Origin of the sequence: Streptomyces sp. NPDC052396 (genome assembly GCF_044593195.1) — a bacterium.
GTDB lineage: Bacteria > Actinomycetota > Actinomycetes > Streptomycetales > Streptomycetaceae > Streptomyces.
This window is the reverse complement of record NZ_JBIUAW010000010.1, coordinates 112,666-127,363: the sequence shown is the minus strand read 5'-3', so window position 1 is coordinate 127,363 and position 14,698 is coordinate 112,666. Positions and strand designations below refer to the sequence as shown.

5 protein-coding genes (1 of these 5 cut by a window edge) are annotated in these 14,698 nt (G+C 74.3%); all 5 read left to right on the top strand.

Going from position 1 to position 14,698, the window contains the following annotated elements; translation table 11 throughout:
- Tightly spaced (each overlapping or abutting the next), the 5 genes in view from ACIHFE_RS25300 to ACIHFE_RS25280 form a layout consistent with a single transcriptional unit that may run on beyond the window.
- Nucleotides 1–2,536, top strand: partial view of an amino acid adenylation domain-containing protein gene (locus tag ACIHFE_RS25300; RefSeq protein ID WP_400109905.1) — the 3' portion only. It extends 785 nt beyond the left edge of the window; 2,536 of the gene's 3,321 nt are visible here — the last part of the coding sequence; the start codon falls outside the window, past its left edge; its stop codon occupies nucleotides 2,534–2,536.
- On the top strand, nucleotides 2,518–10,473 hold the full coding sequence (locus ACIHFE_RS25295) for an amino acid adenylation domain-containing protein (RefSeq protein ID WP_400109903.1): 7,956 nt from the start codon (nucleotides 2,518–2,520) through the stop codon (nucleotides 10,471–10,473). The genes ACIHFE_RS25300 and ACIHFE_RS25295 overlap by 19 nt, the downstream gene beginning before the upstream one ends.
- Nucleotides 10,460–12,283, top strand: a complete 1,824-nt coding sequence (locus tag ACIHFE_RS25290; RefSeq protein WP_400109901.1) for a condensation domain-containing protein — start codon at nucleotides 10,460–10,462, stop codon at nucleotides 12,281–12,283. The genes ACIHFE_RS25295 and ACIHFE_RS25290 overlap by 14 nt, the downstream gene beginning before the upstream one ends.
- The gene (locus tag ACIHFE_RS25285; RefSeq protein ID WP_400109899.1) at nucleotides 12,280–13,257 is read left to right on the top strand and encodes an NAD-dependent epimerase/dehydratase family protein; all 978 of its coding nucleotides are present in this window, start codon (nucleotides 12,280–12,282) and stop codon (nucleotides 13,255–13,257) included. Before ACIHFE_RS25290 ends, ACIHFE_RS25285 begins: the two co-directional genes overlap by 4 nt.
- Nucleotides 13,250–14,698 (top strand): aspartyl/asparaginyl beta-hydroxylase domain-containing protein, encoded by a 1,449-nt coding sequence (locus ACIHFE_RS25280; protein WP_400109897.1) that lies wholly within the window; start codon nucleotides 13,250–13,252, stop codon nucleotides 14,696–14,698. Before ACIHFE_RS25285 ends, ACIHFE_RS25280 begins: the two co-directional genes overlap by 8 nt.

Sequence of the window (14,698 nt, the reverse complement as noted above, 5' to 3'; positions counted from 1 at the left end):
GCAGCGACTGGACGGTGCCCCGCCCGGCCTGGACCTGCTCGGCCCGCCCACCGCCGAACCCTGCGTGTCGGCGGGTGTCCGGCGGTCGGAACTGCCGGCCGGTCTGGTCAAGGAGCTGCGTGCGCTGGGCAGTTCGCACCGCCTGACGCTGTTCCCGCTGCTGCTGGCCGCCTACGGGCTCGCCCTCGCGGGTCTGTCCGGGCAGCGCGACCTGGTCGTGGGGGTGCCGGTGGCCGGGCGGTCCCGCAGCGAACTGGAGCCGCTGATCGGTTGCTTCGCCGGTATCGTCCCGCTGCGTCTGACCGCCGACGCTCTCATACAGCTCGCCGCCCGCGTGCAGCAGGACGTGCAGGACACCCTCGACGGGCCGGATGTTCCCCTCGAGCGCCTGGTCGAGGCGCTGCGGCCGGAACGGTCCCTCGCCGAACACCCGCTGTTCTCGGCCTCGTTCGCCTTCCAGAACACTCCGCGGACCGTTGTCGACCTTCCCGGGCTGGAGGCCGAGACGCTGCCCTCGCCGCCCGTGGCGCCCAAATTCCCGCTGGCCCTCACCGCCACCGAGCGGCCCGACGGCTCCATCGCCCTGGAGCTCGAGTACGATCCCGGCCGGCTCACGGACTTTGTGGCCGAGGAGATCCTCGCCCGGCTCCATGACGCCCTCGCGGACCGCGAAACCCCTGCTCGCCACAGGTCCCCGTCTCCGCGCCAGGAGCGCGAAGGGCACGACTGCCTGCACCGGTTGGTCGCCGAGGCTGCCGCCCGGCACCCCGACGCCATCGCGGTCGGCTGCGGGGGAGTGCAGCTCAGTTACGGTGCGCTGGTCAGGCACGCCCGTCGGCTTGCGGCCGTCCTGCGCGCGCACGGCGCCGGACCGGAACGGCTCGTCGGTGTGTGCCTGCCTCCGGGCCCGGAGTGGGTCATCGGCGCCCTGGCCGTGCTTATGTCCGGTGCGGCCTTCCTGCCCCTCGACCCCGGCGACCCGGCTTCCCGCCGCGCCGCCGTCGCCGCCGACGCCGGACTCAAGCTGGTCGTCTCCGACACCGAACTCCCGCCGCTCCAGCGCATCGACGTCGGTGCTGTCCTCCCGGCCGACACCCCCGTACCGGCCGTCCTTCAGGCCCGGCCCGGCAACCTCGCCTACGTCGTCTACACCTCCGGTTCCACCGGCGGCCCCAAGGGTGTGCTCGTCACCCACGCCAACATCACCGGCCTGCTGGCCGCCTGCCGGGAAGTTCTGCCTGCGGCATCCGGGACCTGGTCGGCGACGCACCCGGCGGCCTTCGACTTCCACGTGTGGGAGGTGTGGGGTGCGCTCACCGGCGGCGGCCGGCTCGTCATGGTGCCACCGGACACCGCCCGTGCCCCCGACGAACTGTGGGCGCTCCTGCGCGACGAACAGGTCACCGTCCTCAGCCGGACGCCCGGTGCCTTCCGGCAGCTCCTGCCTGTTGCCCGCCCGCCGGCCGCGCTCGAACTCGTCGTGCTCGGCGGGGAGTCGTGCGACCCGGCCCGGCTGGCATCGTGGTGGGAGGCCATGGGCGAGCGGCGCCCGGCCGTGGTCAACATGTACGGCATCACCGAGACCACCGTCCACGTCACCGCCCGGCGCCTCACGGCCGCCGACCGGACCGGCAGCCCCATCGGCGTCCCCCTGCCCGGACAACACGTCGACGTGCTCGATGCCCATGGCCGTCCCGCCGAGACCGGAGGGCAGGGCGAACTGTTCGTCGGCGGCGTGGGGCTCGCCCGCGGCTACCTCGGCCGGCCCGGCCTGACCGCCCTGCGCTTCCTGCCGGACGACACCGGTGATCTTCCGGGGGGCCGGCGCTACCGCTCCGGCGACCTTGCACGCGTCCTGCCTGGCGGTGAACTCGGCTATCTGGGCCGCTCCGACGCACAGGTGAAGATCCGCGGGTACCGGGTGGAACCCGCCGAGACCGAGGCCGCCGCCCTGACCCACCCGGCCGTCCGCGACTGCGTGGTCGTTCCGCGCACCGACGGCGACCGCACCTACCTCGCCGCCTACGTGGTCGGTGACGCGGAGGCCTCCGGGCTGCGCGCCTACCTCGCCGAGCGGCTGCCCCGCTACCTCGTACCGGCCGCCGTGGTCCCCCTCGCCGCCATCCCCCTGACCCGCAACGGCAAGGTCGACACGGCGGCCCTGCCCGACCCCGCGGCCCACCGTCCGCCCGCCGGACAGCAACCGCGCACCGCGACCGAACGGACCCTCGCCCGGCTCCTCGCCGCCCTGCTCAAGGTGCCGCCGGCGACCATCGGTGTGCACGACAACCTCTTCGACCTCGGCGGCGATTCCCTGATGGTCACCCAGTTCCACTCCCGCGTGGTCGAGGAGTTCGCCGTCGACCTCCCCGTGCGCCGGGTCTACCAGGCCCTCGAAATCGCGGCGCTCGCCACGGTCGTGGACGACTTCCGCGAACGCGCCGAGCGGGACGCGATCCTCGAAGCCCTCGAGCAGGCCGAGGCGATGGGCCAGGAAATGGGACAGGAGGGGGAAGCATGCCCGCGTCCCGAATGAGCCCGCCGCGCAGCATCGTCGACGTCGCCCGCCGGCATGCCGCGCTGACCCCGGACCGGCCCGCCTACGCCTTCCTGCCCGACGGCGAGACGGAGACCGTCCGCCTCACCTTCGCCGGCCTCGACCGGCGCGCCCGCGCCGTGGCCGCCATCCTCCAGGACCGCGGACTCGCCGGTGAACGCGTGCTCGTCGCCTACCCCTCGTGCGCGGAGTACGTCCAGGGCTTCCTCGGCTGCCTGTACGCCGGCGCGGTCGCCGTGCCCTGCGACGAGCCGCGCCCCGGACCGGGCGCCGAACGGCTGGCGGGCATCCGCGACGACGCCCGCCCGGCCCTCGCCCTGGCCTCAGCCCCAACGGGGCCGGCTACGCTGGATGTTGCCGGCATCCCCGACTCCGCCGCCGACGCCTGGCGCGACCCCGGGGCGGGCCCGGACGAGCTGGCCTTCCTCCAGTACACCTCCGGGTCGACCCGGCAGCCGCGCGGCGTCATGGTCTCCCACGGCAACCTGCTCGCCAACGAGCGCTCCATCGAGGCGGCTTGCGGCCACGACCGGGACTCCGTCTTCGTCGGCTGGGCACCCTTCTTCCACGACATGGGCCTCGTCGCGAACCTGCTGCAACCCCTCTACCTGGGTTCCCTGTCGGTCCTGATGCCGCCCCTGGCCTTCCTCCAGCGCCCCGCCCGCTGGCTGCGGGCCGTCTCCCGCTACGGCGCGCACACCAGCGGCGGCCCCAACTTCGCCTACGACCTGTGCGTCGACCGCATCGGCGACGACGAACTCGCCGGAGCCGACCTGTCCCGCTGGCAGGTCGCCTACAACGGTGCGGAGCCCATACGCGCCGACACGCTGCGCCGCTTCAATGACCGCTTCGCCACGCACGGCTTTGCACCTGGCACGCACTTCCCCACCTACGGGCTCGCCGAGGCCACCCTGCTCGTCGCCTCCGGCACCAAGGGACGCCCGCCCCGCACCCTGACCGCCGACCGGGCCGCCTTGCGTACCGGGCACATCCGTCCGGCCGGCTCCGGGGAACCCGGAGCCGAACTCGTCAGCAACGGCACCCCCGGCCTCGACACCGGCATCCGTGTCGTCGACCCCGCCACCGGCCGCGCCTGCCCGGACGGCCGGGTCGGCGAGGTCTGGGTACGCGGACCGGGCATCGCGCGCGGCTACTGGAACCGCCCCCGGGAGTCCCGGCCCCTGCTCGCCGCCCGCCTCACCGGCAGCGAAGAAGGCCCCTTCCTGCGCACCGGAGACCTGGGCGCGGTGCACGAGGGCGAGCTGTACCTCACCGGCCGCCTCAAGGACCTTGTCGTCGTCCGCGGCCAGAACCACCACCCGCACGACCTCGAACGGACGGCGGAGGAGGCCCACCCGGCGATCCGGCCCACCTGCGCGGCCGCGTTCACCGTGCCCGAGGACGGCGAGGAACACCTGGTCCTCTGCTGCGAGTTGACTTCCTATCGCACTGCTGACCCGGCCGCCGTGGCCGAGGCCGTCCGCGCCGCCTTCGCGCACCGGCACGGCATCGCCCTGCACACCCTCGTGGTGCTCCGCCGGGGCGGCATCGCCAAGACCACCAGCGGCAAGGTCCGTCGCGGCCGCTGCCGCACCGCCTTCCTCGACGGCTCCCTGCCCGTCCACACGGCCGTCCGACTCCCGGCCGGCGACGGCCCGGAGCCCGAACTGCCGGTCACCACCGACCCGGAGACCCTGGCCGCCGCGCTGCGGGACAATGCCGCCGCGGGCCTGAGCGGATCTCTGCCCGGCATCGACGAGCCGGTGAGCGCCCTCGGCCTGGACTCGCTGGCCGCCCTCCGCCTCCACCACCGCATCCAGGCCGCCTACGGCGTGACCCTGCCCGCCACCGCCCTCCTCGGTGACCTGACCTACCGGCAACTTGCGGAGCTGGTCCTCGCCGCCCCCCGGGCGGGGAAGCCGGGGCGCCCGGACTCCGGCGAGTGGCGGCCGCTCACCCACGGGCAGCGCGCCCTGTGGTACGAGCAGGCCCTCGCCCCGGACTCGGCCGCCTATCATCTCGTCCGCGCCCTCACCCTCCACGGGACGGTCGACGAGCGGGAGTTGACGGCGGCGTTCGACCGCGTCGTCCGCCGCCACCCCGCGCTGCGCACCCGCTTCGCGGTCCGCGACGGCGAGCCCGTGTGCCGGACCGAGCCGGGCGGGCCACGGCTGGAGATACGCGACGCCACCGGCATGCCGGACGCCGGGTTCCGGGCGCAGCTGGCCGCGCTGGGCGACCGGCCCTTCGACCTTCCGGGCGGCGAACCGCCCGTACGGTTCACGCTCTTCCGCAGGGACGGCGGCCACGTCCTGCTCCTCGCGGCGCATCACCTCGTCGCCGACTTCTGGTCCCTGGTGGTACTGCTCACCGACCTCGCCCGCCCCTGCGACAGCGCAGATCTTCCGCTGTGCGAGCCGACGGTGGACGACGACTGGGCGTACTGGCGGCAGGCGCTCGACGGCGTACCGCCCGCCCTGGACCTGCCCACCGACACCCCGCGCCCCGCCGTACGTGCCTTCGCCGGAGCCACCCGCACCCTCCGGCTCCCCCCGGACCTCACCGCGCAGCTGACCGAGCTCGCCCGGCGCCACCGCTGTACTCTCTTCACCGCACTGCTCGCAGGCTACGAACTGCTCCTGCACCGCCTCACCGGACAGTCCGACCTCCTCGTCGGCACCCTCCTGGCCCGGCGCGACACCGTCGAAGCGGCAGGGGCTGTCGGCTACTTGGTCAACCCCGTGCCGTTGCGCTCCACCCGGGAGCCCGGCGAGACATTCACCGCCCTGCTGCGGCGCACCCGGCGGACCGTACTGGGGGCGGTCGAGCATGGCGGACACCCCTTCGGGACGCTGGTCTCCCGGCTGGCGCCCGACCGCACACCGGACCGTCCGCCGCTCGTGCAGAGCCTGTTCGTGTTCCAGCGCGAATACGGGGAGTCCGGCGACCAGGCCGACGGATACCGCGCGCTGGCGCTGGGCGTTCCGGGGCGGCTGCGCGTCGGCGCCCTCGACATGGAGTCGCTGCCGCTGCCGCGCCGGTGGTCGCAGCTCGACCTCTCCCTGCACATGGCCCGGACCGGCGACGGGATCACAGGGGTCTGGGAATACCGGACCGATCTGTTCACCGAGGCCACGATCGACGCCCTGGGCGAGGCGCTGGTTCACCTGCTGCGGGCGGCGACCGATCACCCCGAAGCACCCGTGGAATCCCTCGCGTTGACGGGCGGCGAGCGTCCCCTCGCCGGCCCGCGCGTTCCGCGCCCCGCCACCTCCCTGCACGGCCTGGTCGCCGCAGCGGCCCGACGCCATCCCGGGAGCACGGCCGTCGTCGCACCCGCCGACGACGGCACCGCACACCACCTCAGTCACGCCGCCCTGCACCGTGCGGCCACCTCCCTCGCCGCCAGGATCCGCCGCGAAGGGGTCGGCTCCGAGCAGCCCGTGGCCGTCCTCGTCGAGCGCGGACCGTGGCTGCCCGTCGCCTACCTCGGCATCCTGCACGCCGGGGCTGTCGTCCTTCCCCTGGACCCGCAGGACCCGCCGCAGCGGCTGGCCGCGACCGTCGCCTCCGCCGGGGCACGCCTCGTCCTCACCGAAGCCGCGGCGACACAGCTCGGTGTGCGCACGCTGACCGTCCGGGAAGCGAGCAGCGGCCATGAGCGGTTCTCGGCGCCCGTGCACCCCGAGCAGGCCGCATACCTGATCTACACCTCCGGGTCCACCGGCACCCCCAAGGGCGTCCTCGTCCCACACCGGGCCATCGTCAACCGCCTGCTGTGGATGCAGGACACCTATCAACTGACGCCCGGCGAACGGGTCCTGCACAAGACGCCGGTGACCTTCGACGTCTCGATGTGGGAACTGCTGTGGCCCCTGACCGCCGGAGGGACGCTCGTCATCGCCCCGCCCGGCGGTCACCGCGACCCCGACCGGCTCGCCCGGCTCCTCGCCCGCGAGGAGGCCACCACCGTCCACTTCGTGCCATCCGTGCTCACCCCCTTCCTCACCGAACTGGCCCGATCCGGCGCCTCCTTGCCCGTCCTGCGCCGCGTCGTGTGCAGCGGCGAGGAGCTGCCGGCGCCCGAGGTCGTCCGTGCCGCCCGGCTGCTCGACGCCGAGGTCCACAATCTCTACGGGCCCACCGAGGCCGCCATCGACGTCACCGCCTGGCACTGCCGCGCTTCCGAACCGGGGCCCGTCCCCATCGGGTTCCCCATCGCCAACACCACCGCCGCCGTGCTCGACGAGCGGCTACGGCCCCTGCCGCGCCCGGTGCCCGGCGAGCTGTACCTCGGCGGCGACTGCCTCGCTCGCGGCTACCTCGGCGACCCCGCCCGTACCGCCGTCCGCTTTCTGCCCGCACCCGGCGGCGGGCGCCGCTACCGCACCGGGGACCTCGTCCGGCGCCGGACCGACGGGGCGCTGGTGTTCCGGGGGCGCACCGACGACCAGGTGAAGATCGGCGGCATCAGGGTCGAACCCGAGGAGACCGCAGGGATGCTGCGCGGCCTGCCCGGCGTCGCCGACGCCGCGGTCGTCGCCCACGACGGCACCCTGGCGGCCTATGCGGTACCGGCATCCACGGCCATCACGGCGGACACGCTGCGGGACGCGCTGCGCGAGCGACTGCCCGACCATCTCATGCCCGCCACCGTCACGTTGCTGGACCGGCTGCCCCTCACCGCCGCCGGCAAGCTCGACCGCCGCGCCCTGCCCCGCCCGGCCGTACCCGCCGCGGACGGCGGCGAGCCGCCGGCCACCGGGACCGAGCACCTTCTCGCCCGCGTGTGGGCCGACCGCCTCGGCCGCGCGGGCGTCGGCGTGGACCAGGACTTCTACTCACTGGGCGGCGACTCCGTCCGGGCCCTCGGCGTGGTCGCGGCCTGCCGCGACGCCGGCCTGCCGGTGACCGTCACCGACCTGCTGCGCCTGCCGACCGTACGGGCCCTCGCCCGCCACCTCGACGAACAGGGGCCGCACCACGGTGATGTGCCCGCCGACCCCGCACCGTTCACGCTCTGTCCCGAAGCCGCCGGGCGCCCCGGCCTGGAGGACGCGTACCCGATGTCCATGGCGCAGCGCGCCGTGCTCTTCCACCGCGAACAGGACCCCGGCTACGAGGTCTATGTCACCAGCGTCGCCGTCTCCGCACCGCTCGACCGGAAGCTCCTCGCCGCGGGAGTGGAGCGGCTGCTGGGGCGCCACCCCTATCTGCGCTCCTCCTTCGACCTCGTCTCCTACGCCGAACCCACGCAGTTGGTGTGGGGCGAACTGCCGGTGCCGCTCGAGGTGTTGATCCACCCTGGCCCGGCCGGTTTCGAGGCGTGGCTGCACGACGAGCGCGCCCGCCCCTTCGATGTCACCACTGGGCCCCTCGTGCGCTTCACCGCCCATGACGCGGGTGCCGACGGATTCCGGCTGACCGTCAGCAGCTTCGCCCTGGACGGCTGGTGCGTGGCCATCGTGCTCACCGAACTCCTCCGCGACTACTGGGGGGCACCCCTCGAGGCTCCCGTCACCCGCTACCGGACGTTCGTCGCCCTGGAGCGGGCCGCCCGGCACGACCCCGCACACCGGGAGTTCTGGCGGCGCGAACTCGCGGGCGCCCGGCCCCACCCCCTGCCCCGCCGACCGCTCCCGACGCCAGGCGAGGGGATCCGTCGGCACCGGCGCGTGGTGCCGGTCGAGGACAGTGTCGCCACGGCGCTGTCGGCCCTCGCCGCCGAACTCGGCATCGGGCTCAAGCACGTTCTGCTCGGCGTCCACCTGCGCATCGTGCGGGCGCTGTCGGGCGATCCCGACGTCATCACCGGCGTCGAGACCCACGGCCGCCCCGAACGGCACGACGGCGACCGGGTCGTGGGGGTGTTCAACAACATCCTGCCGCTCCGGCACCGCGTCGACGGCGGCACCTGGGCGGACCTGGCCCGCGCGGCACACGCCGCCGAGGCACGCGCGGGGGAGTACCGCCGCTATCCGCTCGTCCAAGCCCAGCGCGACGCCGGGGCCGCCGAACTCTTCGACACCCTCTTCGTGTTCACCCACTTCCGCCTCTACCGTGAACTCGCCGCTTTGGACGGTATGACGGTCTCCGGCCTCCAGGCCCCCGACCAGACGTACGTACCGCTCACGGCGCACTTCAACGTCGACACCGTGGACGGCGGCGGACTGCGGCTGCTGCTGGAGTCCGATCCGCGCGAATTCCCCGACGCCCAGATCGAGGAGTACGCCGCGTACTACGCGCGGGCGCTCGCGGCAGCCGCCGAACACCCGCACCGTGCTTATCGCGATGCCCCGTTGACGGAACATCGCCCAGCCCCGGCGGCGGCCGGGCGCGGGGAAGCGTCCGTCCACGCCCTGCTGACCGCCCCTGCCACCGCGCACCCGGACCGGATCGCCGTCGCCGACGAGCACGGGCAGACCAGCCACGGCGCCCTCGCCCGCCGGGCCGCCAGGCTGGCCGCGACGCTCCGGGCCGCCGGCGCGGGACCGGACACCGTCGTCGGGATCCGGGCCCGCCGCCGGACCGACACCGTAGTGGCACTGCTCGCCGTGCTCCACACCGGAGCCGCCTACCTCCCGCTCGACCCGGCCCATCCGCCCCTGCGACAGCGGCAGGTGCTCACCGAGGCCGGGGCGCGCCTGCTTGTCCTGCCCGCCGACGCGGACACCTCGCTGCGCACCTGCGGCCTGCCCGTCGTGGACCCGGACGACCTCGGCGCACCCCTGGCCGCCCCCGTGCCCGTCCACCCCGAGAACCTGGCCGCGGTGATGGCCACGTCCGGCTCCACCGGCACCCCCAAGACCATCGGCGTCCCTCAGCGTGCCCTGGCCCACTACCTGCGCTGGGCAGTCGACCGCTACCGTCTCGGTCCGGACACCGTGTCGCCCGTCCACTCGTCGCTCGCCTTCGACCTGACCGTCACCGCGCTGCTGGCGCCCCTCGCCGCGGGCGGGCGGGCCGAACTGGCCGACTCCGACGACCCGTCCGCCCTCGGCGACGCCCTGGCCGCCGGCCACCACACCCTGCTCAAGATCACCCCCGCGCACCTGGCCGCTCTCGGCCACCGGCTCACCGCGCCGACCGCGCTGCGCACCGTCGTGGCCGGAGGCGAACCGCTGCACGCAGGGCACGTCCGCGCCCTGCGGTCCTTCGCCCCCGGCGCGACGCTCGTCAACGAGTACGGCCCCACCGAGACCACGGTCGGCTGCTGCGCCCACGACGTCGTACCCGGCGAGGAGCCGATCCCCGTCGGCATCCCCCTTCCCGGGCTCACCGCCCGCGTGGTCGACGACGCGCTTGCCGCACCCCCCGGGGTGCCCGGCGAACTGTACGTCGGCGGCGCGGGCGTCACCCGGGGCTACCTCGGCCGGCCCGCGGCCACCGCGGCCGCCTACGTCCCCGACCCCGACATGCCCGGCGCCCGCCGCTACCGCACCGGCGACCTCGCGCGGCACCGGCCGGACGGCGTCCTGCTCCTGGCGGGACGCGCCGACCGCCAGGTGAAGATCCGGGGCCACCGCGTCGAACCAGGGGAGGCCGAGCATGTGCTCGCCGCCCACGCCGGTGTGCGCGAGGCGGCCGTCGTGGACCGGCCGGTGGCGGGGGGTGGGCGGCGGCTCGTCGCGTACTGGGTTCCGGCCGACCCGGCGGACCCGCCGCCCGAGCGCGAACTGACCGCCCTGCTGGCCGACCGGCTGCCCCCGTACGCGGTCCCCGCCCGGCTCGTCCGGCTGCCCGCCCTGCCCACCACGCCCCACGGCAAGGTCGACCACGACCGGCTGGACGCCGCCGCCCGGGAGCAGCGACTGGCCGAACTGCTCGACAGAGTCGAGGCGTTGACCGACGCCGAGGCGGCCTCGGCGCTCCGCGAGAGCCGTCCCGCACCAGGAGGTGACGATGTCCGGGCATGACGACCGCATCGCCGGTCTGTCGGAGGACCGGCGCGCCCTGCTCGCGCAGTGGCTCGCCGACGACCCCGGCGACGACCCCGGCGGCGTCCCGGCCGAGGAGCGGCCTCCCCACCGCCCGCCCCGTACCGACGCCGAACGCGTCCTCGCCGCTGTGTGGGAGGAAGTGCTGGAAGTCCGTGAAGTGGGCGCCGACGACGACTACTTCGCGCTCGGCGGTGACTCCGTCCACGCCATCGTCGTCGTCGCCAAGGCCCGGCACGCCGGGTTCGCCGTCGCCGCCCAGGACCTCTTCGACGCCCGCACCCTCGCGGCGGTCGCCGAACGCGCCGTGCCGGTGGCACCACCGGATCCGGTACCGGAGCCCAATGCGGCCGAACACCCCCTGACCCCCATGCAACAGGGCATGCTCTACCACTCCGTTGGCGGCAGCACCCCCGGCGCCTACGTCGTCCAGGTCTGCTGCCGCCTCATCGGGGACCTGGACGTTCCCGCCTTCGACGCCGCCTGGCAGGCCGTGGTCGGCGCCAACCCCGCGCTCGGCGCCCGCTTCCGCTGGGACGCCGGCTCCCTGCCCGTCCAGGTCACCGACCCCGCCGCCCGCGTCGCCGTCGACACATACGACTGGCGCGGCACCCCGGAGGCCGTACGGGACGAGGAGTTCACCAGCTTCCTCGACACCGACCGCGAGCGGGGATTCGACCTCACCCGCGCCCCCCTGATGCGGCTCGCGCTCTTCCGGGACGGCGATCGTGCGTACCGCTGCGTGTGGACCCACCACCACCTCGTCCTCGACGGCTGGTCCCAGCAGCTCGTCCTCGGCGATGTCCTCGACTGCTACGCCCTCCTGCGCGCCGGAGGCACCCCCGCGCCGCCCGCCCGGCCGCCCTTCTCCGGCCATGTGCAGCGCCTGGCCGAACAGGAAGGCATCGACGAGACGTTCTGGCGACGCCACCTCGCCGGAGTGCCCGCGCCCACCCGCGTCGCCGGGCCCGGCTGCCGGGACGGTCAGGTCGTCGCCGTACGGCGCGGCGAACGCGAACACCACGTCGCCCCCGACACGGGGCGGCGACTGACCGCGTTCTGCCGCCGTCATGGGCTGACCCCGGCCGCCGTGCTCCACGGGGGCTGGGCCCTCCTGCTCTCCCTCCACTGCGACCAGGACGACGTGGTCTTCGGCACCACCCTCTCCGGACGCCCCGACGACCTGCCCGGCGTCGCCGAATGCGTGGGCATGTTCATCAACACCCTTCCGCTGCACGTCCGTTGTGGCGGGGCCGAGGGCGTCGTGGAGTGGCTGCGCGGCATCCAGCGCGACCTGACCACCCTGTCGGCGCACGCGCACGTCCCGCTCAGCCGCGTCGAACGCGGCCTCGGCCTCGGCTGGGGCGACGGGCTCTTCGACAGCATCGTGGTCGTCGAGAACTTCCCCGCCCGTATCGCCGACGGCCATGAGGCGGGCGGGCTGCGGGTGGAGGAACCGCGGGCCTTCGTCGACGAGGGCTACCCCCTCGTCCTGGAGGCCACCACCGGCGAACGCCCCGTGCTGCGCGCCCGCTTCGACCCCCGCCGCATCGACGGCGGGCAGGTACGGGACCGGCTGGCCGCCCTCGACGACTGCATCCGCGCGGTGACCGCCGACCCTGCCCGCCCGCTGCCCGCGCTACGGGCCGCCCTGGACCGCGGCCGTGCCCGCCGGGACGACGTCGGCCGCGCCGCCCGCCGGGAGGCGGACCGCACCCGGCTGGCCCTGGCACGACGCCGGCCCGCCACGACGGCCGAAGCCACGACGACTGAGGGAGAGACACCGTGACACTGATCGTGGTGACCGGAGCCGGCGGCTTCATCGGCTCCCACCTCGTACGACGTCTCGTCCGCGAGGGGCACCGGGTCCGCGGCGCCGACCTGGCGCACCCACGCCATGAACCCACCGCCGCCCAGGAGTTCGTCACCGTCGACCTCCGTGACCCGGTGCAGGCCCGGTGCGCCGTCGCCGGAGCCGACACCGTCTATGCGCTCGCCGCCAACATGGGCGGCATCGGCTGGACCCACCAGGCACCCGCCGAGATCCTCCACGACAACCTGCTGATCTCCACCCACACCATCGAGGCCTGCCGGGCGGCCGGTGTCCGCACCACCCTCTACACCTCCTCGGCCTGCGTCTATCCCGGCTATCTCCAGCGCGAACCCGACGCCCCGCCACTGGCCGAGCACCGGGTCTTCCCCGCCGAACCCGACATGGAGTACGGCTGGGAGAAGCTCACCACCGAACTCCTGTGCAAGGCCTACCGCAAGAGCCACGGCATGGACATCAAGATCGCCCGGCTGCACGCCATCTACGGCCCCGTCGGCGAGTTCGACGGCCCCCGCGCCAAGTCACTGGCCATGCTCTGCACCAAGGTCGCCCGGCTGGACGGCGACGAGGGCGAGATCGAGGTCTGGGGCGACGGCACCCAGACCCGCTCCTACTGCTACATCGACGACTGCGTCGAAGGCCTGATACGCCTCGCCCGCTCCGAGGTGACCGAACCCCTCAACATCGGCTCCGAGGAACGCATCGACATCGCCTCCCTCGTCGACCGGATCGCCCACGTCGCCGGCAAGAAGGTGCGCTGCGCCTTCGCCCCGGACCGGCCGGTCGGGCCACGTGGACGCAGCTCCGACAACACCCGCTGCCGGCAGCTCCTCGGCTGGGAGCCCGGCACCACGCTCCAGGCCGGCCTGGAGCGTACATACCCGTGGATCGCCCAGCAGGTCGCGGCAGGGGAGGAGAGCGCCGATGGCTGACCGCGCACCGCTGAAGGACCTCGGCCGGCTGCTGCTCGGGCACGCCGCCCGCTTCCGGGGACGCGACCTCCAGGACATCGCCACCCGCGCCCTGCGCACGGCCGACGGCGCGGACGCCTGGGTGGTGGGCGTCGTCAACGCCAGCCTGCGCGCCCGCCAGAGCCTGGACCACGCGCTGCGGCTCGCACCCCGCCGCCGGATCTCCCGGCTGCGCTTCCCGTTCTCCGGCGCGTACCACGCCGCCACCCCGCCCCGGGTCCTGTCCCTGCTGTGCCCGACCCGCGAGCGCGTCGGCAACGTCGAGCGCTTCCTTGACAGCGTCGCCCGCACCGCCGCCGCCCCCGGCCGTATCGAGGCGCTGTTCTACGTCGACTCCGACGATCCCCAACTCGCCGCCTACCAGGCGTTGTTCGAGCGGGCCCGGTGGCGCTTCGGCCGCATCGGACGGTGTGTCCTGCGCGTCGGCCCTCCCGTCGGCGTCCCGCGCGCCTGGAACCGGCTGGCCGAGGAGGCGGCCGGTGACGTGCTGATGATGGCCAACGACGACCAGCTCTACATCGACCACGGCTGGGACGCCGCCCTCGACGCCCGCCTCACCGAACTGACCGCCCTCCACCCCGACGGGGTGCTCTGCCTCTACTTCGACGCGGGCCAATACCCCGAGGGCTCCTGCGACTTCCCCATGGTCACCCGGCCCTGGTACGACACCCTCGGCTACTTCACCCCCACGGTCTTCCAGCAGTGGGAGGTCGAGAAATGGGTTTTCGACATCGCCGAACGCCTGGACCGGCTCCGCCCCGTCCCCGGCGTCCTCGTCGAGCACTGCCACTACCAGGACTACAAGGCCCCCTTCGACGCCACCTACCAGCGGCACCGGATGACCAGGGAGAAGTCCTTCGCCGACCACGCCCTCTTCCTGCGCACCGAAGGCGAGAGGGAAGCGGAGGCCGACAAGCTCCGCGCCGTCATGGCACGACGCCCTGCGGCAACCCTCGACCCGGCGGACTTCTGGTTCGCCGACGTCTTGGACAACGGCCGCGCCAAGGTGCTCGCCGAACTCGACGACGCCGCTGCTTCATCCGTCGTCCTCCACGCCGACGGTGCCTGGACCGCCGCCGCGTACGAGGCCCACCCGCTGGCCACCGCCCTGCTCTCCGCGATCCCGGAGGCCACCGTGGCCGACGGACGCGCCGAACTCCTCGTCCTGCCACCCGGCGAGCACCGCGAACTTCCTGGTGCCGGCGACGGCACGCTGCGCGTCCTGTACGGGCTCAGGGTCCCCGACGGGGGCCGGGTGCGCCTCGACGGCGCCCCCGTGGCCTGGGGCACCGCGCAGTGCCTGGTCCACGACGCCACCGCGCGGGCCGTCCTGCGCAACGACGGCACGGACACCCTCGCGGCGCTCACCTTCGTCATGCCCCGCCCGGAAGCGGGGGAGTGA

Excerpts from the sequence above, each read along its gene's own strand:
- ACIHFE_RS25280 (WP_400109897.1), top strand. The coding sequence starts at position 13,250 with ATGGCTGACCGCGCACCGCTGAAGGACCTCGGCCGGCTGCTGCTCGGG.
- ACIHFE_RS25295 (WP_400109903.1), top strand. The coding sequence starts at position 2,518 with ATGCCCGCGTCCCGAATGAGCCCGCCGCGCAGCATCGTCGACGTCGCC.
- ACIHFE_RS25290 (WP_400109901.1), top strand. The coding sequence starts at position 10,460 with ATGTCCGGGCATGACGACCGCATCGCCGGTCTGTCGGAGGACCGGCGC.